Here is a 19,534-nt window from a genome sequence, read left to right as displayed (position 1 = left end):
TTGTCGCCGGTGCTGACTTTGATCTCTTTCACCACGCCTGCCTGCGGCGACGGGACTTCCATCGACGCTTTGTCGCCTTCGACGACGATCAGCGACTGCTCGGCTTCCACCTTGTCGCCAACCTTGACCAGGATCTCGGTCACTTCAACTTCATCTGCACCGATGTCCGGTACCTTGATTTCGATAGCCATTAATCTTTACCTCTTATGCCAGACGCGGGTTGACTTTATCTGCATCGATGCTGAATTTGGCAATGGCGTCCGCCACCACTTTCTTATCGATTTCGCCGCGTTTGGCCAGTTCGCCCAGCGCTGCCACCACCACGTAGGAAGCATCTACTTCGAAGTGGTGACGCAGGTTCTCACGGCTGTCAGAGCGGCCGAAGCCGTCGGTGCCCAGTACGCGATAGTCGCTGGCCGGAATGTAGCTGCGAACCTGTTCAGCGAACAGTTTCATGTAGTCGGTTGAGGCAACGGCAGGCGCGTCGTTCATCACCTGAGCGATGTAAGGCACGCGCGCTTCTTCCGTCGGGTGCAGCATGTTCCAGCGCTCGCAATCCTGACCGTCGCGCGCCAGCTCGGTGAACGAGGTAACGCTGTAAACGTCGGAGCCGATGCCGTAATCCTTCGCCAGAATCTGCGCCGCGTCGCGTACGTGACGCAGGATGGCGCCGGAGCCCAGCAGCTGCACTTTGCCTTTGCTGCCTTCTACGGTTTCCAGCTTGTAGATACCCTTACGGATACCCTCTTCCGCGCCCTGCGGCATCGCTGGCATATGGTAGTTTTCGTTCAGCGTGGTGATGTAGTAGTAGATGTTTTCCTGCGCGTCGCCATACATGCGCGTCAGGCCATCCTGCATGATCACCGCAACTTCATAGGCGAAAGCCGGATCATAAGAGATACAGTTCGGAATGGTCAGCGCCTGAATATGGCTGTGGCCATCTTCATGCTGCAGACCTTCGCCGTTCAGCGTGGTGCGGCCGGAGGTACCGCCGATCAGGAAGCCGCGGGCCTGTTGGTCGCCCGCCGCCCAGCAGAGATCGCCGATGCGCTGGAAGCCGAACATAGAGTAGTAGATGTAGAACGGGATCATCGGCAGGTTGTTGGTGCTGTAAGAAGTCGCAGCCGCCAGCCAAGACGCACCGGCGCCCAGTTCGTTGATCCCTTCCTGCAGGATCTGACCTTTTTCGTCTTCTTTATAGTAAGCAACCTGCTCACGGTCCTGCGGCGTGTACTGCTGGCCGTTCGGACTGTAGATGCCGATCTGACGGAACAGGCCTTCCATACCGAAGGTACGCGCTTCGTCAGCGATGATCGGCACCAGACGATCTTTGATCGACTTGTTCTTCAGCATCACGTTCAGGGCGCGAACGAAAGCGATGGTAGTGGAGATCTCTTTGTTCTGCTCTTCCAGCAGCGGCGCGAAATCTGCTAGCGTTGGCAGCTCAAGCTTCTCGGTGAAGTTTGGCTGACGGCTCGGCAGATAGCCGCCCAGCTTCTGACGCTGGCCGTGCAGGTAGTTGTACTCTTCGGAATCTTTTTCGAAGGTGACGTACGGCAGTTTTTCCAGCGCTTCGTCAGCAACCGGCACGTTGAAGCGATCGCGGACGTAACGTACGCCGTCCATGTTCATCTTCTTCACCTGGTGCGCGATGTTTTTGCCTTCTGCGGTGTCGCCCATACCATAGCCTTTAATGGTATGCGCCAGGATTACGACCGGCTTGCCTTTGGTTTCCTGCGCTTTTTTCAGTGCCGCGTAGATTTTCTTCGGATCGTGACCGCCGCGGTTCAGCGCGAAGATCTCGTCGTCGGTCATATCTTTCACCAGCTCGGCGGTTTCTGGATATTTACCGAAGAAGTGCTCGCGCACGTAGGCGCCGTTGCGCGATTTGAAGGTCTGATAGTCGCCGTCGACGGTTTCATTCATCAGCTGAATCAACTTGCCGCTGGTATCTTTACGCAGCAGTTCATCCCAACGGCTGCCCCAGATAACCTTGATCACTTCCCAGCCGGCGCCGCCGAAGATGCCTTCCAGCTCGTTGATGATCTTGCCGTTGCCGGTGACCGGGCCATCCAGACGCTGCAGGTTACAGTTGATGATGAACACCAGGTTGTCCAGCTTCTCGCGGGTCGCGATGGTGATAGCGCCTTTAGATTCCGGCTCGTCCATCTCGCCGTCGCCCAGGAACGCGTATACGGTCTGCGCGGAGGTGTCTTTCAGGCCGCGGTGTTCCAGATATTTCAGGAACTTCGCCTGATAGATGGCGGACAGCGGACCCAACCCCATGGAGACGGTCGGGAACTGCCAGAATTCCGGCATCAGTTTCGGGTGCGGATAGGAAGAGAGACCATTGCCATGCACTTCCTGACGGAAGTTGTTCATCTGCTCTTCGGTCAGACGGCCTTCAAGGAACGCGCGTGCGTAGACGCCCGGAGAGATATGCCCCTGGAAGTAAACCAGATCGCCGCCGTCTTTATCGTTGCGCGCGCGGAAGAAATGGTTGAAGCAGACTTCATAGATCGTTGCGGAAGACTGGAAAGATGAGAGGTGACCGCCCAGCTCCAGATCTTTTTTCGACGCACGCAGTACCGCCATCATGGCGTTCCAGCGAATTGCGGAACGGATACGACGCTCCAGAGAGGCGTTGCCCGGATAGTCCGGTTCATCTTCAACGGCGATAGAGTTGATATAGTTGCTGACAGCAGTACCTGCAGCGACCTTCACGCCGCCCTTACGCGCTTCATTCAGCACCTGGTCAATCAGGAACTGCGCACGCTCAACACCTTCTTCACGGATGACCGATTCGATCGCCTGTAGCCAGTCGCGGGTTTCGATCGGATCCACGTCATTATGTAAACGTTCTGACATGGGGGTATTCCTTATCTGTGTCTAATACGTTGAATTGTCTGGAGCCTGTCTCCCTGCATTCTGCTTCATTCCAAAATGCAAGGAGACAGGCCCGTCGTTAGTTGCCGCGTATTCCCTTATCTTTTACCTGTTGGCGACAAGCCCGCCCGTTCGTAGCCGCCGTCCTCTTTTCTGAACGCCTGAGCCGCTGCCGGGAACCTGAATGCCCTCATGCAAAATCCTGGTTTTTAAAATTACGCGTTATTCCTTACGTTGCTGTAAACGACGCAGGGAGCGTTCACGACGCGTCTGCTCCCGACTTCTGTCCAGCAATATCTCCTCGATAAACGCCAGATGACGGTGTGAGGCTTCGCGCGCCTTTTCCGGCTCGCGGGCCACAATCGCCTCAAAAATACTGGCGCGATGGTTGCTCACCTGTGCCAGCATTTCCCGGCGTGAGTAAAGCAATTCAAAATTCTGTCTTACGTTTTTTTCCAGCATCGGCCCCATTGAGCGCAGCAAATGCAGCAGCACGACATTATGGGCCGCTTCCGTAACGGCGATTTGATACTGCATGACTGCATCCGCTTCAGCATCCAGATCGCCGCTCTGCTGAGCGTGCTGAATCGCCAGATGGCAGTCGCGAATGCGCTGTAAATCTTCCTCGGTGCCACGCAGGGCGGCGTAGTAAGCGGCGATACCTTCGAGAGCGTGGCGGGTTTCGAGCAGGTCAAACTGGGATTCAGGATGATCGGCGAGCAGCCCTACCAGCGGATCGCTCAGGCTCTGCCACAGATTCTTTTGTACGAAGGTGCCCCCGCCCTGACGACGCAGCAGTAATCCTTTTGCTTCCAGGCGTTGTATCGCTTCACGCAAAGAGGGACGTGAAACATCGAACTGCCTGGCGAGTTCACGTTCAGGGAGAAGCTTTTCGCCCGGACGCAGCGTCCCTTCCATAATCAGGGACTCAAGCTGTTGCTCTATTGCATCGGAGAGCTTTGGTTGGCGAATCTTACTGTAGGCCATAGTCCCTTCTTCTGCCAGGCGCCGAAGTAAATTGGTAATACCAATTAGAAAAAAGTGACGTTAAAGTAACAAAGTATTCACCTTCTGTCTATATGGCTTCAGCCCGAATTGTGCTGTCTGTCGGGTGTTGAAATGCCCGAAAACAGCACGGAAAAGACGCTATTTCTCCGCGAATGGACAATCTCCCTGGCGCGATTTTACCAAACCTTACACGAAGTTAGACCCGGATCTCATTTTACGTCATAAAAGAACCCTATTCGTCTTTATTCGAATTTTATGGCAAAAAATAATTTTGACGTGACCGGCGCAACGCTTTTCTGACAATCCCGTGCCATGAAAAAGAAAGCAGGTGCAATATTTCTCGCCTACCACTATTCTGAGCCTCGCGATAGCACTGGAAACAAATTGTGATAACCGCCTATGTAAAACTAACAATACAGAAAACGTAACGATATTATTACAAAGCCAGGCGCCTGCCCGCAGGCGTCAAAACGCCAACTCTTCAGGGAAGGCGAAAGAACAAGCATGAGGATTTTTATGGAACAACAGCAGGGCGAGACGCTGAAGCGCGGATTAAAGAACCGTCATATTCAGCTGATTGCATTAGGCGGCGCCGTCGGCACCGGCCTGTTTCTGGGAATTGGGCAAACTATCCAAATGGCCGGGCCGTCAGTCTTGCTGGGCTATGCCATTGGCGGTTTTATCGCATTTTTGATTATGCGCCAGCTGGGCGAAATGGTGGTGGAAGAACCGGTTGCCGGTTCCTTCAGCCACTTCGCCTATAAATACTGGGGCAACTTTGCCGGCTTCGCCTCCGGCTGGAACTACTGGGTGCTCTATGTGCTGGTGGCGATGGCGGAGCTGACCGCCGTCGGCAAATATGTGCAGGTCTGGTGGCCGGAGTTCCCCTCCTGGGCGACCGCCGCGATTTTCTTCGTTCTGATTAACGGCATTAACCTGACCAACGTCAAAGTCTACGGCGAGATGGAGTTCTGGTTCGCCATTATTAAAGTGGTCGCCGTGGTCGGGATGATCCTGTTCGGCGGCTGGCTGCTGCTGAGCGGACAAGGCGGCCCGGAAGCGTCGGTCACCAATATCTGGTCTCAGGGCGGTTTCTTCCCTCACGGCATTAGCGGGCTGGTAATGGCGATGGCGGTCATCATGTTCTCCTTCGGCGGCCTGGAACTGGTCGGTATTACCGCCGCCGAAGCGGACGATCCGACGAAAAGCATCCCACGCGCCACCAACCAGGTTATCTACCGCATCCTGATCTTCTATATCGGCTCGCTGGCGGTGCTGCTGTCTCTCTATCCGTGGGTAAAAGTCGTCGGCGAAAGCAGCCCATTCGTGATGATTTTCCACGATCTCGGCGAAACGCTGGTAGCCAATGTCTTAAACGTCGTATTCCTGACGGCGGCGCTGTCGGTCTATAACAGCTGCGTATACAGCAACAGCCGTATGCTTTACGGCCTGGCTAAACAGGGCAGCGGCCCGCAGGCGCTGCTGAAAGTCGACCGCCGCGGCGTGCCCTATATCGCTCTGGGCGTATCGGCGCTGGCGACCGCCATCTGCGTGCTGATCAACTACCTGATGCCTGGCGAAGCGTTCGGCCTGCTGATGGCGCTGGTGGTCTCCGCACTGGTGATTAACTGGGCGATGATCAGTCTGGCGCACCTGAAATTCCGCAAGGCTAAAGATCGTCAGGGTGTACAGACGCGCTTCCGCGCCATTCTCTATCCGGCAGGCAACTGGATCTGCCTGATCTTTTTGGCGGCGATTCTGGTGATTATGCTGATGACGCCGGGCATGGCGATCTCGGTTTGGTTGATTCCGGTCTGGCTGATCGTGCTGGCGATCGGCTACGCGATTAAGAATAAAACACAGCGTGCGTAATCCTCCGCCGGGCGCCCCGCGCCCGGCTCTCCTTCCTGACTAATCGTTACGCCCTTCACATTTTTTCCGTCGCAGTTATTTTGTCCATCTTCATGACCAACCTGTATTAGCCCACCAATCGTTAAGCCGCAATAATCATTCCACGGCTCTGTGGGAGAAAATATAATGAACGGATCTGCGCTTTCTTTTCGAGAAAAGCTGGGTTACGGCATGGGCGACGCTGGCTGCAATATGATTGGCGGCGCGATTATGCTATTTCTTAACTATTTCTATACCGATGTATTTGGCCTGGCGCCTGCGCTGGTGGGCGTATTGCTCCTTTCCGTGCGCGTGCTGGATGCGGTGACCGATCCTATAATGGGCGCCATCGCCGATCGTACCCAGAGCCGCTGGGGGCGATTTCGTCCGTGGCTGTTGTGGGTGTCGGTGCCTTACGTTCTGTTCAGCGTGCTGATGTTTACCACGCCGGACTGGAGCTATGAATACAAAGTGATGTACGCTTTCGTCACCTATTTCCTGATGTCGCTGGCCTATACCGCCATCAATATTCCTTACTGCTCGCTGGGCGGCGTCATTACCAACGATCCCCATGAGCGCGTCTCCTGCCAGTCCTATCGTTTTGTCATGGTCGGCATCGCCACGCTGATTCTCTCCCTGACGCTGCTGCCGATGACCGAATGGTTCGGTGGCGGCGACAAGGCGCGCGGCTATCAAATGGCGATGGGCGTGATGGCGGTTATCGGGCTGCTGATGTTCCTTTACTGCTTCGCTACGGTACGCGAACGTATCCGCCCCGCCGTTCCCACTAACGACGATCTGAAAAACGATCTGCGCGACGTGTGGAAAAACGATCAGTGGGTGCGCATTCTGCTGCTGACCTTTTGCAACGTCTGCCCCGGTTTTATCCGCATGGCGGCGACGATGTATTACGTCACCTGGGTCATGGGGCAATCCACCCATTTCGCCACGCTGTTTATCAGCCTTGGCGTGGTGGGCATGATGATCGGCAGCACGCTGGCGAAAGTGCTGACAGATCGCTGGTGCAAGCTGAAGGTTTTCTTTTGGACCAATATCGCGTTGGCGATCTTCTCCTGCGGCTTTTACTTCCTGAATCCGCAGGCGACGGTGCTGGTGGCGGTCATGTATTTCCTGCTGAATATCCTGCATCAGATCCCCTCCCCGCTGCACTGGTCGCTGATGGCGGACGTGGATGATTACGGCGAATGGAAGACCGGCAAGCGTATCACCGGCATCAGCTTCTCCGGCAACCTGTTCTTCCTGAAGGTCGGCCTGGCGGTGGCCGGGGCGATGGTCGGCTTTCTGCTCTCTTTCTACGGCTACGATGCCGGCGCGAAACAGCAGGACGCCAGCGCCATCAACGGCATTATGCTGCTGTTTACCGTGATCCCCGGCATCGGCTACCTGATTACCGCAGGCGTGGTGCGCCTGTTAAAAGTCGACCGTCAACTGATGCAGACCATCCAGCAGGATCTGGCGAAACGGCGGGAAAACTATCGTGAGCTGAGCGCGCTGCGCGACGGCAATACTTTTGCTATCAAACCAGAAGGAACGGCACCATGACTACCCAGTGGCCTAATCCATTTATCGAACAGCGGGCGGACCCGTTTATTTTACGCCATCAGGATCGCTACTACTTTATCGCCTCGGTGCCCGAATATGACCGCCTGGAGCTGCGCTGCGCCGACACTCTTCTCGGTCTGGCGGAAGCGGAGACGGTGGTGGTGTGGCGCAAACCCGACGTCGGCCCGATGAGCGCGCTGATCTGGGCGCCGGAAATCCACCATGTGAACGGTCAATGGGTGATCTACTTTGCGGCGGCGCCGAGCCGGGAGATTAAAGAAGGGCTGTTTCAGCACCGCATGTACGCCCTGACCTGCGACGACGCCGATCCGCTGGCGGGAGAATGGCAGGATCGCGGCCGCATTCAGACGCCGATCGACAGTTTTTCGCTCGATGCGACCACCTTCCAGCATCAGGGCAAGCGGTGGTATCTGTGGGCGCAAAAAGATCCGGCTATCCCCGGCAACTCCAATCTTTATCTGGCGGAACTGGAGAATCCCTGGACGCTGAAAGGCAGGCCGGTGATGCTGAGCCGTCCTGAATACGAGTGGGAGTGCGCAGGATTCAGTGTTAACGAAGGCCCGGCCGTTATTCGTCACGGCAACCGCCTGTTTGTCAGCTATTCCGCCAGCGCGACGGATGAAAATTACTGCCTGGGCCTGCTGTGGATCGATGTGGATGACGATCCGATGCAGCCCGCCCACTGGAATAAATCCGCCCGGCCGGTCTTCACCACCAGCTGGGAAAACCGCCAGTACGGGCCGGGGCATAACAGCTTTACCGTCGATGAAGAAGGCAACGATCTGCTGGTCTATCACGCGCGCAACTACACCGAAATTGAAGGCGATCCGCTGTGGGACCCGAATCGCCATACGCGCATAAAAAACATTGTCTGGGACACCAACGGCATGCCGGACTTCGGCGTGCCGCCAGCCGACACCACGTTACACCAGCGTGCCGTAAATGGTGAGTAGCGCCACCACCACCACAATCACCAGCGAGACCTTTTTGGCCAGCGCCACGGCAATCCGTGGCGTTTCCACGCTGTCGTTACGCTCATCGCGTTCCAGCGAATATTGCGCCAGCTGCGTCAGCACCTGATACTGCGGGCGGCGCAGATCGCCCAGCGCTGCAAACCAAGCGGGCAGCGCGCGTTCGCCGTGTCCTAACAATGCGTAAGCCGCGCCTGCCAGACGAACCGGAATCCAGTCCACCCAGTGCAGGAGGCGGTCGATGCCGGAACGGGCGCGCTCAAGCGGCGTCTGGTGTTTCGCCAGCCAGCTTTGCCAGGCGCGCAGGAAGGCGTAGCCGGTCAGCAGCACCGGCCCCCAGGCGCCGCCGACAACAAACCAGAACAGCGGCGCCAGATAGAAGCGGTAGTTGATCCACAACAGCGCGTTTTGCAGTTCTTTCAGCGTCTCCTGCTGATTGCATTCAACCGGCATGCCGTGGATCAGCGTCAGCTCCTCCGCCATTGCGCCGCAGGCGTTGGCGTCGCCGTGGCTGGCAGCCTTCAGATAAGCGTGATAATGCAGACGCATTGAACCCGCGCCTATACAAAGCAGCCCCGTAACGATCCAGAACAGTAGTTGAGGCACGCCGAAGAACAGACCGCGCAGCGAGAGGATAATCACCAGCACCAGCAGCATTGCCACCAGCGTCATGCCGACGGTGCGCCAGAGGGAAAAATGGCGGCGCTGACGGAAAAAGGGCTCAAGACGATGATCGAGCTGCCAGCGTTCGCCCATTTTAAACAGGCGTTCCCAACCTAAAACCAGTAACAAAGAAAAAAGCGTCATGCATTCCGCTCCGGTAAATGTAAGCTGGCGGTCTCCGGCAGACCGCGCAGAAAGCGCGTCCAGTCAAACGCGGGACCCGGATCGGTCTTGCGTTCCGGCGCGATATCACTGTGCCCGGTTATACGCGCGGGCGTAATCGGATAATGCTGCATCAGCAGGCGCGTTATCTCCTGCAACGCCTGATACTGCGCATCGGTGTAGGCGAGCGTATCGGTGCCTTCCAGCTCAATGCCGATAGAAAAATCATTGCAGTTTTCCCTCCCCTGCCAGCAGGAAAGGCCGGCGTGCCAGGCGCGCTTATCGAAAGGCACGTACTGCACGATTTCGCCGTCGCGTCGGATCAGACAGTGCGCAGCGACGCGCAGGTGAGCGATATCGGCGAAATAAGGATGGGCGGCCGGATCAAGTGTGCCGGTAAACAGCGCATCGATCCAGGGGCCGCCGAACTCGCCGGGCGGCAGGCTGATGTTATGCACCACCAGCAGGCTGGGCGTCTCCTCATCCGGGCGGATATTGAAATGCGGTGAAGGCACCTGGCGCACGTCCGTCAGCCAGCCCTCTTTTAACTCCATGCCGGGATCTCCTGTTCATTTTTTTACACAGCCTAACATGAATTAGTCGACCTATTTACATTCCTTGTGCGACCCTTTTCAGGATCAAAAACGTTCTGACTGGGTCTTTCCCAGGCCTAAATAGCGCCTTCTGAGCCCCTCCCGACACGCATTATCCAGTGAAAAAACGCGGAATTTGTTTAGCGCACTAAACTTTATACCCTGAACTGGCGCCTGACGGCGCGCCAGGATAGAGTAAGCGCATCGCAAAAAACCATGACGGGAACTTTATGACACAGCGACGTTACAACCCTGAAAACCGACGCGCGGCTCTGCTTTCACGCATTAAAGATGATATTCCTGGCGCCGTGGCGCTGGCTTTGCGAGAAGATCTCGGCGGCGAGGCCAACGCTGAAAACGATATTACCGCCAGCCTGCTTCCTGCTGATAAGCAGGCGCAGGCGACAGTGATTACACGCGAAGCCGGTGTTTTCTGTGGTAAACGCTGGGTGGAGGAAGTCTTTATTCAGCTGGGGAATCAGGCGCAGCTCACCTGGCGCGTTGCGGATGGCGATGCGATCGAGGCGGGACAAACGCTGTTTGAAGTTTCCGGTCCGGCGCGTCTGCTGCTCACCGCTGAACGCACCGCGCTCAACTTCGTGCAGACGCTTTCCGGCGTCGCCAGCGAAGTCAGCCGCTACGTCAGTCTGCTGGAAGGCACGCAGGCCCGCCTGCTGGATACGCGTAAAACGCTGCCGGGGCTGCGTACCGCTCTGAAATACGCCGTGCTGTGCGGCGGCGGGGAAAACCATCGCCTCGGACTCTCGGACGCCTTTCTCATTAAGGAGAACCATATTATCGCCAGCGGCTCCATTCAGCTGGCGGTGGAAAAGGCGCTCTGGCTGCATCCCGATGTGCCGGTCGAAGTGGAAGTCGAAACGCTGAATGAGCTGGAGCAGGCGCTGGCGGCTGGCGCCGATATCGTTATGCTCGATAACTTCTCCGTTGAACAGATGCGCGAAGCGGTCAGCATCAACCAGGGTCGGGCGCTGTTGGAAGTCTCCGGCAACGTCACCGACCAGACGCTGCGTAGCTTCGCAGAAACCGGCGTTGATTACATTTCGGTAGGGGCGCTGACCAAGCATGTGCGGGCGCTGGATCTCTCCATGCGCTTCCGCTAAGCCGGTTACGGGTGGCGCTCCCTGAGCGCCACGCCTGCCTCACTGCACGTTGACTCGCCGCCTTCTCTCCGCCCCTTAGTTTTCTTGCATATCGCCAGATAACTTTGCGAGGTCGCTTCCAGCTTTTCTGCCGCCTGCGGCAACACGGTGAATATTTTACGGCCGCTTTTCCAGTTCCTCTTGCTTCCCCTCGTCCCTTTGCGCTCCGTTAGCTAACGTCGGGTCTGTAACCCACATGGAGAAGTGCAAATGAGACAACAAGGTTTTACGCTGATTGAATTGATGATTGTGATTGGCATCGTGGCGATACTCAGCGCTATCGGCATACCCGCTTACCAGAACTACCTGCAGAAGGCCGCCCTGACCGATATGCTGCAAACGATGCTGCCTTATAAAACGGCGGTTGAGCTCTGTGCGGTTGAACATGGCGCAACGACAAACTGTAGCGCAGGTAGCAACGGCGTGCCGGCGGCGAAGCGTTCGCGCTATGTGGCTTCCGTCAGCGTAACGGCGGGCGCGATCGCGCTTACCGGCCAGGAGAGTCTGAATGGCCTGAAGGTCACCCTTACCCCACAATGGCAAAGCAATGAAGGCCAGATGAACTGGCAGCGCAGCTGTGACAGCACTAACGCTGGCTTGCAGGATGCATGCCGTGCGGTGTTCCGCTTCGATGACGATGAGGTTAAGCCATGAACAGCGCTAACCTTCGCCTACAGGAGATTTGCCGCCAGTATCAGGCATTGCTGATCAAAGAAGATGCGGCGACGATTACGGTGGCGGTTGCCGGCGCGCCATCGCCCTTGATGCTGGAGGCGTTGCAGTTTACCGGTCAGCGTCAGATATCGGTAGAACGTTGGCCGCAGGCGCGGCTTGAGCAGCTGCGCGGCATGCCAGCGAAGGCAGAAGAAGCGCAGATACCGTCAGCCTCCGTTACGGCGCTGGTTGACCAACTGCTGCTGCAGGCGTTTCAACGCCGCGCCTCCGATATCCATATTGAACCCGGCGCGGATGGCATGCGGGTGCGGCTGCGTATTGACGGCGTAATGCAGCCATTACAGAGCATCAGCGATACGCAGCAGGCGCCGCTGCTTGCGCGCCTTAAGATCCTCGCTAACCTGGATATCGCCGAGCGCCGTCTGCCCCAGGATGGGCAATTCAGCGTCAGCGTGCAGGATGAAGCGATTGCGTTCCGTCTCGCCACCCTGCCGGTTCACAACGGCGAAAAAGCGGTGATCCGTTTGCTGCAGAGCGCATCGCAGGCGTTGACGCTGGCGCAACTGGGGATGCAGCCCGCCGCGCTCGCCTGTTTTTGCCGCGCGCTGGCCCAGCCGCAGGGGCTGATTCTGGTGACCGGCCCGACCGGCAGCGGCAAAACCCATACGCTCTATAGCGGTCTTAGCCACCTTAACCAGCCGGGAAAAAATTTGTGCAGCGTTGAAGACCCGGTGGAAATTCCGCTGGCGGGCGTTAATCAAACGCAGATCAATCCACGCGCCGGGCTTGATTTTCAACGCGTGCTGCGCGCCCTGCTACGCCAGGACCCGGATGTGATTATGCTGGGCGAAATTCGCGATAGCGAAAGTGCGGAGATCGCGGTAAAGGCGGCGCAAACCGGTCATCTGGTGCTTTCTACGCTGCATACCAACTCCCCTGTCGAGACGCTAACGCGCCTCGGACAGATGGGCATTCCGGGTTATCTGCTGGCTTCCGCGCTGCGGCTGGTGATTGCGCAACGGTTGGTGCGTCGCCTTTGCCCGCACTGCCGCTCGCCGGCGGAAAAAATTGATGACCTGCCTGCGCATCTCTGGTCCGGCAGCCTGCAAAACTGGCAGGCTACCGGCTGCGATCACTGCTTTTCCGGCTACTACGGCCGGCTGGCGCTGTTTGAGCTGCTGGCGATTAACAGTGAACTGCAAACGGCTATCGCCGCGGACGCCGGTAGCGAGACGTTGAATGCGCTGGCGCAGCGGCAGGATCTAAACAGCCTGCTGGTAGAAGGGCTGCATGCGGTCGATCGCGGCGATACATCGCTGGCGGAAGTGTATCGCGTGATAGGCGTGGAACATGGCTAACTGTCGCCTCTGGCGCTGGCAGGCGATGAATCAACAGGGTGAGCTGGTGGAAGGATGCTGGCTGGGGGAAAACGAGCAGGCCGTCATGACGAAAATGGCGGCGCTGCAACTTATGCCGCTTTCCTGCAAGGCGGGCAAATATTTCCGCGCCCGTGACTGGAAGACGCGTCAGAAAGTCGCCCTGATGCATCAGCTGGCGACGCTGCTGAAGGCTGGCCTGACGCTCTCTACCGGGTTACATCTGCTGAGCGAAGGCGAACCTCATCCCGGCTGGCGTGCCCTGCTGGCAGCGTTGCAGGAAGAGGTTGAACAGGGAACACCTTTTTCCATAGCGCTGGCGAAATGGCCTGGTATTTTCCCTCCTCTTTACGCCGCGCTGATGAAGGTCGGCGAGTTGACCGGCCAGTTAGATCGCTGCTGCGCTCAACTGGCCAGTCAGCAGGAACGGCAGATGCGGTTACAGAAAAAGGTAGTTACCGCGCTGCGCTATCCGCTGTTCATTTTATTGATCGCGCTGACGGTAGCTGGCGGTATGCTGTTGCTGGTGCTGCCGGAGTTCGTCGCCATCTATCAGGCATTCAACGCGCCGCTGCCTGCCTTTACCGCCGCCGTACTGACGCTCTCGGCGGGACTGCAACGGCTGTTTGCGCCGTTGGCGCTCATCATGGCCGGCCTGCTTGGTTTCTGGCGCTATCAGCGTAAACGACGGCCTGAATGGCAGCGAAACGAACAGCGTTGCCTGCTGCGGCTACCGTTGCTTTCGAAACTGTGGCGCGGCAGCTTGCTCAGCCAGATATTCGCCATCCTGACCCTTACCCAGCAGGCAGGATTGCCGCTGCTGCAGGGGCTCCAGGCGGTAGAGCAAACGCTGACGCCCCGGCTGTGGCGCGACGCGATACGGCAGCTGCAGACGCAGATTGCGGAAGGAACGCCGCTGCATCAGGCGATCGCTGACAGCGCCCTGTTCACTTCGCTCTGTCGGCAGCTGATAAAAGTAGGGGAAGAAGCAGGCGCGCTGGATGATTTGCTGGCCCGTCTGGCGCAGTGGCATGAAAGCCAGACGCATGAGCTGGCTGATACGCTGGCGACCACGCTGGAACCGGTAATGATGCTGATTACCGGCGCCATTGTCGGTACGCTGGTGGTCGCCATGTATCTGCCCATCTTCAGCCTGGGCGAGGTAATGAATTAGCGGTTAAAAACGCGGTTTTCCTGCTCCGCTACGCGAATAAAGGTAGTGCGCTTGGTCAGTTCCTTCAGGCGTTCCGCGCCGACATAGGTACAGGCGGAACGCAGGCCGCCGAGAATATCGCGCGCCGTTGCGTCAACCGGGCCGCGCAGCGGCAGCTTAACCGTTTTGCCTTCGGCCGCACGGTATTCCGCAACGCCGCCCACGTGACGTTTCATGGCGGATTCGGAACTCATGCCGTAAAACAGCATGAATTTTTCGCCGTTCTCTTCAACAATATGCCCTTCGCATTCATCGTGCGCAGCCAGCATACCGCCGAGCATAACGAAATCCGCGCCGCCGCCGAACGCTTTGGCGACGTCGCCCGGCACCGAACAACCGCCGTCGCTAACGATCTGCCCGCCCAGACCATGCGCGGCATCGGCGCACTCAATCACGGCGGAAAGCTGCGGATAACCTACCCCGGTCTTTACGCGCGTGGTGCAAACCGAACCGGGACCGATACCCACCTTGACGATATCCGCGCCGGAGAGGATCAGCTCTTCGACCATCTCGCCGGTCACGACGTTGCCCGCACAGATCGTTTTATCCGGGCAGGCTTCACGCGCCCGCTGCAGGAATTCAACGAAATGCTCGGAGTAGCCGTTCGCTACGTCGATACAGATAAAATTCAGCGCAGGCGACAGCGCCAGCACCGCTTTTAGCTTGTCGAAGTCGGCGTCGGAAGTGCCGGTGGAGACCATCACATGTTGCAGCACCTGCTCCGGCACGCGCTGGACAAATGCGCGCCATTCGTCAACGCTGTAATGCTTGTGCACCGCAGTAAGGATATCGAAGCTGGCCAGCGCTTCAGCCATGCGGAAGGTACCTACGGTATCCATATTGGCGGCGATGATCGGAACGCCAGACCAGGCGATGCCGGAGTGTTTGAAAGTAAACTGACGGCTCAGTTCTACCTGTGAACGGCTTTTTAAGGTAGAACGTTTCGGGCGGATTAAAACATCTTTGAAACCCAGTTTTAAATCTTCTTCAATACGCATGACAGCTTTCCTGGTTAATGGCGACGATCTGACGATCGGGGGCTGCAGCCAGCTCCAGTGACGCTATCATACGCGCTAAAAACGCACGTACAAGACTGCGAAATTGCCTTTATTTACGCTACAATCCCGTAAATTTACCTGAAGAGAAGCGATGTGATCGCTATTGCAAAATTTACCGATCACAGTGCGCGTTAATCTCAGGCTAACCGGCGTTTACAGGCGAAGCAGGAACCGATAAAGATGCCTTACACCGTTGCGCTGACCGGCGGGATCGGCAGTGGAAAAAGCACCGTCGCCCAGGCCTTCGCACAGCATGGCGTGGATATTATTGATGCCGACGTGATTGCGCGTCAGGTGGTGGAGCCTGGACAACCCGCGTTGGCGGAGATAGCGGCGCACTTTGGCCCTTCTGTTCTTCTGGCGGACGGCTCGCTGAATCGCGCTGCATTGCGCCAGACGATATTCAACGCGCCAGCGGAAAAAACCTGGCTCAATCAACTGCTGCATCCGCTGATCCATGCAGAGACACGGCGGCAAATTATGGCGGCCCGTTCCCCCTGGTGCTTATGGGTAGTGCCGCTGCTGGTGGAAAATCGTCTGGAAAAACTGGCCGATCGGGTGCTGGTGGTGGATGTCGCTCCTGCGGTTCAGATTACGCGCACCATCGCCCGCGATCGCGTCACGCGCGAACAGGCCGAAAAAATTATTGCCGCTCAGGCTACACGCGAAGCGCGTCTGGCCGTGGCGGATGACATTATTGAAAACAGCGGGCGTCCTGAAGAAGTGGCGCCGCTGGTCGCCGAACTGCATCAGCGCTATCTGGCGCTGGCCAGAGCGACAAAACAGGATTAACAGCATGAGCAAAATCGTTCTTTTCGAGCATCCGTTAAATGAAAAAATGCGCACCTGGCTGAGGATTGAGTTTCTGCTGCAACAGCTTCAGGCTTGTGCCAATATTACCGATTACCTGACCGCCCTGACCTTTTTCCGCAATATCAGCGAGCTGCTGGATGTGTTTGAGCGCGGCGAGCTGCGCACTGAGATGCTGAAAGAGCTGGAGCGTCAGCAGCAAAAACTGCTGGCCTGGTGCGACGTGCCCGGCGTGGATACCGAACGGGTGGAAGCGCTGCGTCGACAGCTGAAAAGCCGCGCCGGGGAACTGATGGCGGCGCCGCGCATTGGCCAGTCGCTGCGCGAAGATCGCCTGATTGCGCTGGTGCGTCAGCGCCTGAGCATTCCCGGCGGCTGTTGCAGTTTCGATTTGCCGACGCTGCATGTCTGGCTGCATCTCGATCAGCCGCTGCGCGATGCGCAGGTCGCCAGCTGGATGGGCTCGCTCGATCCGCTGCGTCAGGCGCTGTTTATGATTCTGGAACTGATCCGTCAGTCCGGCGTTTTCCGCCATCAGACCAGCCTGAACGGTTTTTATCAGGATAACGCCGAGGGCGCTGACCTGCTGCGTCTGCAACTGACGCTGGAGGACAATCTTTATCCGCAGGTATCGGGCCATAAAACCCGTTACGCGATCCGTTTTCTGCCGCTGGACAGCGAGCGTGGTGAAGTGCCGGCACGTCTCGATTTCGAGCTGGCCTGTTGTTAGAGGGGTTATATGAGTAAAGATGTCACGAAAGTCGCCTGTCCGACCTGCGGCAGAACGGTCATCTGGGGAGAAGAGAGTCCGTTTCGTCCGTTTTGCAGTAAGCGCTGCCAGCTAATCGATCTGGGAGAGTGGGCCGCTGAGGAAAAACGTATCCCCAGCAGCAACGATCTCACCGACAGCGATGACTGGAGTGAGGAAGACATCCAGCGTCACTGACACCTGGACGGAAATTCAGTCCTGAATTACGGGCGCGCTTCCGCCAGCAGGCGCGCCACCAGCTTGTGGTTCGCCGGTGGAAACTCATCGGCGACCAGCTCGCGCTGAGGCACCCAGCGCTGCGGCTGGCCTTCTTTCCCCCAGGGCTCGCCCTGCCACTGCTCCACCATAAAAAAGTGCAGCGTCACGCGCAGATCTTCATAGGTGTGATCGGCATTGCCAAATGCGGTCGCCGCTATCACCACAATGCCGGTCTCTTCCAGCAGCTCGCGCTTCAGCGCCTGCTCCGGCGTTTCGCCTACTTCGATTTTCCCGCCCGGAAACTCCCACATATTCGCCATATGGGAGTCGGCCGGACGGCGCGTCAGAAATATTTCCTGCTGTGCATTGCGAATGATGCCAACAGCGACCTGAAGATGTTTCATTTTCGCATCCTTGTTAATGGAGTGAAGGGCAGTATAGCCTGATTTTGTTACCGGTTTATCCCTGCTTACCCAGGGAACACTCGGTGAGGCGCATATGACCGATTCTCGCCAGCGGTTTATCTTCGGGAACACTCATGACGAAGTGGCAGGAACACCTGACGCTGCGGTTTATCCCCGCTGGCGCAGGGAACACTTGTAATTACACAACTGTTAATTCAGGCTCTGACTTAACTGCTCCGGTGATAAAGCCAGACACAAGAGAGTTTTGCCATCGTTATCACAAAACTCTACTTCATAAGCCAGTGTGGGCGAATTATATACATCTAAAATTACCCCCGACTGCCCCTTAATTAATCCTGCTTCAGGCAAGTTTTCCTTAAGGAATACAACATCAAAAGGCGATAATTTCATTTGTTATCCTGCGGTTTTACATAAATAGTTGTCATTCGCGGTACAAGGGCTTCAGTCTCATATATCCACCCTGTCCGAATCGTTGCCGTCTTTCCATTGATCCCAACAATTGGCATATCTACAGACATTCGCTGTCCATGATTATCATGTAACAGGACTGCAGCAGAATTATTTAGTATTCCCTGCCTGACCTTGTAAACCAGCTCATCTATATTCGATAAGTTATAACCTAATGCAGACTCAAATAGCCTTGCTTTATTGCCACCAATGGAATGATCTGGATTTAATGCATACGCTGATAGTTTTTTGAAATCTACCACTGCATGTTCAGCATTCAGTAACGTTCCAGACTCTGTTGTAAACCCCTTTAGATAGGGAGATTCTAAAGCTGGAAACTTACTGTAATTCAATGAATTATTAATGTTACTTATCGCATTTAGCCTACCCATCCCTAAGCCCGCAACTACTGACGCCCCAGCAATTAAAAGGCCTTTATTATCCATGACCTGCCCGTAACCTGCTGGCGCATCGCCGCCGAGCTGCTCTGCCGTCTGCCGGAAGCCTTCAACATTGCCGTTATAAATACCACCAGCGGCCAGCAGGCGGCCTGCCACTTTGCTGTTGATGATGCTGAGCGGGGCTGGCTGCTGTGCTGTCGGCTGCACCGGCGTCGGACGAGGTTTCCCTCCGGTGCAGCTGTAGTCACGCCGCGCCACGGCATTTTTCCAGGCGTCAATAACCCGTTGCGCTCCATCAAAGCTGAAGGCCAGCGGATCGCGACAAATCAGTTCGCCATCATCATTTATATAAAACAACCTGCCTGGTGACGTGCTGAATTTTTCAAGCATCACCACCTCGCCACTGTATACCATGCTTTTCAGCTTCTCCCGCTCCCGCGGTCCGTGCGGCGGTTGTTGATTGGTATAACCGTTAAAAGCGCGGCGCTGCATATTAATCAGCTGAAAACCCGATGACCAGGTGTCATCAAAAACGTACTCACTGTCAATGCGCGACCAGGCATGAGAGGGACTCATGATTAACTCAAATTTCTCAGGATCGAGATTATCGCGCGGCAGGTAGTAAAGATCCGCAGGCAGGCAGTAGCTCATACCTCACTTCCCTATGATGAAAAAACATACAGTTACACACATTTTTTTCAAAGGACAAGATACGGCGATTGGCAGGGGTACTCAGTGCCTTTAGCGAATACCCCTGTCGGATCGCCGGAAACGAAAAAACCCGCGCAGTGGCGGGTTTTCTTTGTGTTCATGTTCTGTGAATCGCCTCACGGTACAGCTTTGCGAAGCAAACCGGAATTCAATTAGTTTTGGGAAAAGTTGCAATAACTCTTTTATAAGCTCATTAATTTTTCCGCCAACTCCCTCTTTTGAAATAACCAGCCAACCACGGGATCGGAGAAGTGATACGATTTCATAGACTGTTGCAAGCTGCCATGCGGGATAGCTGCGGGTAATACATTCCGACCGTCACGGACTGCAATATGAATATCAACGTTCAGCGCATCTGTAATTGAATCGGCCATCGGCGTGTTGCGCTGACTGAAATAGCAGTCGGTTTATCCCCGCTGGCGCGGGGAACACGCTGGTACTACTACGGTGAGCCTCTCTGGATGCGGTTTATCCCCGCTGGCGCGGGGAGCACTCTAAATCTATATACTTGATTTAAAAAAGAAAAAACAGGGC

20 protein-coding genes are annotated in these 19,534 nt (G+C 56.4%); 10 read left to right on the top strand and 10 right to left on the bottom strand.

Going from position 1 to position 19,534, the window contains the following annotated elements; all coding sequences use genetic code 11:
* From MYY08_RS17525 to pdhR, 3 genes are all read right to left on the bottom strand, one after another.
* The coding region (locus MYY08_RS17525) for a biotin/lipoyl-containing protein (RefSeq protein ID WP_288015139.1) at positions 1-191 on the bottom strand (191 nt) is incomplete at its 3' end.
* Positions 192-204: 13 nt separating this feature from the next.
* The gene (gene aceE / locus MYY08_RS17520) at positions 205-2,868 is read right to left on the bottom strand and encodes a pyruvate dehydrogenase (acetyl-transferring), homodimeric type (RefSeq protein WP_038628194.1); all 2,664 of its coding nucleotides are present in this window, start codon (positions 2,866-2,868) and stop codon (positions 205-207) included.
* A 240-nt stretch (positions 2,869-3,108) separates the two neighbouring features.
* Positions 3,109-3,873: a pyruvate dehydrogenase complex transcriptional repressor PdhR gene (gene pdhR / locus MYY08_RS17515; protein WP_038628197.1), complete on the bottom strand. Its 765-nt coding sequence runs from the start codon at positions 3,871-3,873 to the stop codon at positions 3,109-3,111.
* Positions 3,874-4,410: 537 nt separating this feature from the next.
* On the opposite strand from pdhR, the gene aroP reads away from it, so the two are divergent.
* The 3 genes from aroP (at position 4,411) to MYY08_RS17500 (ending at position 8,321) form a co-directional block, all read left to right on the top strand.
* Positions 4,411-5,766 (top strand): aromatic amino acid transporter AroP, encoded by a 1,356-nt coding sequence (aroP, locus tag MYY08_RS17510; RefSeq protein WP_038628200.1) that lies wholly within the window; start codon positions 4,411-4,413, stop codon positions 5,764-5,766.
* Positions 5,767-5,931: 165 nt separating this feature from the next.
* On the top strand, positions 5,932-7,347 hold the full coding sequence (locus MYY08_RS17505; RefSeq protein WP_038628202.1) for a glycoside-pentoside-hexuronide (GPH):cation symporter: 1,416 nt from the start codon (positions 5,932-5,934) through the stop codon (positions 7,345-7,347).
* Complete coding sequence (locus MYY08_RS17500; protein WP_288015136.1) at positions 7,344-8,321, top strand: glycoside hydrolase family 43 protein; 978 nt, start codon at positions 7,344-7,346, stop codon at positions 8,319-8,321. Before MYY08_RS17505 ends, MYY08_RS17500 begins: the two co-directional genes overlap by 4 nt.
* On the opposite strand, the gene ampE is transcribed toward MYY08_RS17500, so the two are convergent.
* Positions 8,292-9,146, bottom strand: coding sequence for a beta-lactamase regulator AmpE (gene ampE / locus MYY08_RS17495; protein WP_038628207.1), 855 nt, complete (start codon positions 9,144-9,146; stop codon positions 8,292-8,294). The two genes, MYY08_RS17500 and ampE, sit on opposite strands and share 30 nt — an antisense overlap.
* Positions 9,143-9,718: a 1,6-anhydro-N-acetylmuramyl-L-alanine amidase AmpD gene (gene ampD / locus MYY08_RS17490; protein ID WP_038628211.1), complete on the bottom strand. Its 576-nt coding sequence runs from the start codon at positions 9,716-9,718 to the stop codon at positions 9,143-9,145. The genes ampE and ampD overlap by 4 nt, the downstream gene beginning before the upstream one ends.
* Before the next feature lie 269 nt (positions 9,719-9,987).
* Here ampD and nadC point away from each other — a divergent pair, with 269 nt between their 5' ends.
* The 4 genes from nadC to hofC all read left to right on the top strand — a co-directional run bounded on the left by nadC (position 9,988) and on the right by hofC (position 14,142).
* Positions 9,988-10,878 carry a carboxylating nicotinate-nucleotide diphosphorylase gene (nadC, locus tag MYY08_RS17485; RefSeq protein WP_288015133.1) on the top strand — a complete coding sequence of 297 codons (891 nt, stop codon included), beginning with the start codon at positions 9,988-9,990 and terminating at the stop codon, positions 10,876-10,878.
* 249 nt (positions 10,879-11,127) lie between these two features.
* Positions 11,128-11,571, top strand: a complete 444-nt coding sequence (gene ppdD / locus MYY08_RS17480; RefSeq protein ID WP_038628216.1) for a prepilin peptidase-dependent pilin — start codon at positions 11,128-11,130, stop codon at positions 11,569-11,571.
* Positions 11,568-12,950, top strand: coding sequence for a type II secretion system protein GspE (gene gspE / locus MYY08_RS17475; protein WP_038628218.1), 1,383 nt, complete (start codon positions 11,568-11,570; stop codon positions 12,948-12,950). Before ppdD ends, gspE begins: the two co-directional genes overlap by 4 nt.
* Positions 12,943-14,142, top strand: coding sequence for a protein transport protein HofC (gene hofC / locus MYY08_RS17470; protein ID WP_038628221.1), 1,200 nt, complete (start codon positions 12,943-12,945; stop codon positions 14,140-14,142). Before gspE ends, hofC begins: the two co-directional genes overlap by 8 nt.
* On the opposite strand, the gene MYY08_RS17465 is transcribed toward hofC, so the two are convergent.
* On the bottom strand, positions 14,139-15,179 hold the full coding sequence (locus MYY08_RS17465) for a GMP reductase (RefSeq protein ID WP_038628222.1): 1,041 nt from the start codon (positions 15,177-15,179) through the stop codon (positions 14,139-14,141). The genes hofC and MYY08_RS17465 overlap by 4 nt on opposite strands.
* Positions 15,180-15,419: 240 nt before the next feature.
* Here MYY08_RS17465 and coaE point away from each other — a divergent pair, with 240 nt between their 5' ends.
* Genes coaE through yacG form a run of 3 tightly spaced genes read left to right on the top strand, consistent with a single transcriptional unit; the run spans position 15,420 to position 16,995 of the window.
* Entirely contained in the window at positions 15,420-16,031 is a 612-nt protein-coding gene (gene coaE / locus MYY08_RS17460; protein ID WP_190296515.1) for a dephospho-CoA kinase, read from the top strand.
* A 4-nt stretch (positions 16,032-16,035) separates the two neighbouring features.
* Entirely contained in the window at positions 16,036-16,779 is a 744-nt protein-coding gene (zapD, locus tag MYY08_RS17455; protein WP_038628225.1) for a cell division protein ZapD, read from the top strand.
* 9 nt (positions 16,780-16,788) lie between these two features.
* Positions 16,789-16,995 carry a DNA gyrase inhibitor YacG gene (gene yacG, locus MYY08_RS17450; RefSeq protein WP_038628227.1) on the top strand — a complete coding sequence of 69 codons (207 nt, stop codon included), beginning with the start codon at positions 16,789-16,791 and terminating at the stop codon, positions 16,993-16,995.
* 26 nt (positions 16,996-17,021) lie between these two features.
* On the opposite strand, the gene mutT is transcribed toward yacG, so the two are convergent.
* The 4 genes from mutT to MYY08_RS17430 form a co-directional block, all read right to left on the bottom strand.
* Positions 17,022-17,420 (bottom strand): 8-oxo-dGTP diphosphatase MutT, encoded by a 399-nt coding sequence (mutT, locus tag MYY08_RS17445; RefSeq protein WP_038628230.1) that lies wholly within the window; start codon positions 17,418-17,420, stop codon positions 17,022-17,024.
* Positions 17,421-17,630: 210 nt separating this feature from the next.
* Complete coding sequence (locus tag MYY08_RS17440; protein ID WP_038628233.1) at positions 17,631-17,831, bottom strand: DUF4926 domain-containing protein; 201 nt, start codon at positions 17,829-17,831, stop codon at positions 17,631-17,633.
* The gene (locus tag MYY08_RS17435) at positions 17,828-18,940 is read right to left on the bottom strand and encodes a DUF8093 domain-containing protein (protein ID WP_190296513.1); all 1,113 of its coding nucleotides are present in this window, start codon (positions 18,938-18,940) and stop codon (positions 17,828-17,830) included. The genes MYY08_RS17440 and MYY08_RS17435 overlap by 4 nt, the downstream gene beginning before the upstream one ends.
* Positions 18,941-19,182: 242 nt before the next feature.
* Positions 19,183-19,374 (bottom strand): hypothetical protein, encoded by a 192-nt coding sequence (locus tag MYY08_RS17430; RefSeq protein WP_144380569.1) that lies wholly within the window; start codon positions 19,372-19,374, stop codon positions 19,183-19,185.
* Positions 19,375-19,534 lie beyond the last annotated feature (160 nt).

The sequence above is a fragment of the Mixta sp. genome, assembly GCF_024610815.1.
GTDB lineage: Bacteria > Pseudomonadota > Gammaproteobacteria > Enterobacterales > Enterobacteriaceae > Mixta > Mixta calida.
This window is presented reverse-complemented; position numbering and strand designations above follow the sequence as displayed.

What these genes read in the sequence shown, in the direction of transcription:
- aceE (WP_038628194.1), bottom strand. Translation starts at nt 2,868, where the DNA reads ATGTCAGAACGTTTACATAATGACGTGGATCCGATCGAAACCCGCGAC.
- pdhR (WP_038628197.1), bottom strand. Translation starts at nt 3,873, where the DNA reads ATGGCCTACAGTAAGATTCGCCAACCAAAGCTCTCCGATGCAATAGAG.
- aroP (WP_038628200.1), top strand. Translation starts at nt 4,411, where the DNA reads ATGGAACAACAGCAGGGCGAGACGCTGAAGCGCGGATTAAAGAACCGT.
- MYY08_RS17505 (WP_038628202.1), top strand. Translation starts at nt 5,932, where the DNA reads ATGAACGGATCTGCGCTTTCTTTTCGAGAAAAGCTGGGTTACGGCATG.
- MYY08_RS17500 (WP_288015136.1), top strand. Translation starts at nt 7,344, where the DNA reads ATGACTACCCAGTGGCCTAATCCATTTATCGAACAGCGGGCGGACCCG.
- ampE (WP_038628207.1), bottom strand. Translation starts at nt 9,146, where the DNA reads ATGACGCTTTTTTCTTTGTTACTGGTTTTAGGTTGGGAACGCCTGTTT.
- ampD (WP_038628211.1), bottom strand. Translation starts at nt 9,718, where the DNA reads ATGGAGTTAAAAGAGGGCTGGCTGACGGACGTGCGCCAGGTGCCTTCA.
- nadC (WP_288015133.1), top strand. Translation starts at nt 9,988, where the DNA reads ATGACACAGCGACGTTACAACCCTGAAAACCGACGCGCGGCTCTGCTT.
- ppdD (WP_038628216.1), top strand. Translation starts at nt 11,128, where the DNA reads ATGAGACAACAAGGTTTTACGCTGATTGAATTGATGATTGTGATTGGC.
- gspE (WP_038628218.1), top strand. Translation starts at nt 11,568, where the DNA reads ATGAACAGCGCTAACCTTCGCCTACAGGAGATTTGCCGCCAGTATCAG.
- hofC (WP_038628221.1), top strand. Translation starts at nt 12,943, where the DNA reads ATGGCTAACTGTCGCCTCTGGCGCTGGCAGGCGATGAATCAACAGGGT.
- MYY08_RS17465 (WP_038628222.1), bottom strand. Translation starts at nt 15,179, where the DNA reads ATGCGTATTGAAGAAGATTTAAAACTGGGTTTCAAAGATGTTTTAATC.
- coaE (WP_190296515.1), top strand. Translation starts at nt 15,420, where the DNA reads ATGCCTTACACCGTTGCGCTGACCGGCGGGATCGGCAGTGGAAAAAGC.
- zapD (WP_038628225.1), top strand. Translation starts at nt 16,036, where the DNA reads ATGAGCAAAATCGTTCTTTTCGAGCATCCGTTAAATGAAAAAATGCGC.
- yacG (WP_038628227.1), top strand. Translation starts at nt 16,789, where the DNA reads ATGAGTAAAGATGTCACGAAAGTCGCCTGTCCGACCTGCGGCAGAACG.
- mutT (WP_038628230.1), bottom strand. Translation starts at nt 17,420, where the DNA reads ATGAAACATCTTCAGGTCGCTGTTGGCATCATTCGCAATGCACAGCAG.
- MYY08_RS17440 (WP_038628233.1), bottom strand. Translation starts at nt 17,831, where the DNA reads ATGAAATTATCGCCTTTTGATGTTGTATTCCTTAAGGAAAACTTGCCT.
- MYY08_RS17435 (WP_190296513.1), bottom strand. Translation starts at nt 18,940, where the DNA reads ATGAGCTACTGCCTGCCTGCGGATCTTTACTACCTGCCGCGCGATAAT.
- MYY08_RS17430 (WP_144380569.1), bottom strand. Translation starts at nt 19,374, where the DNA reads ATGGCCGATTCAATTACAGATGCGCTGAACGTTGATATTCATATTGCA.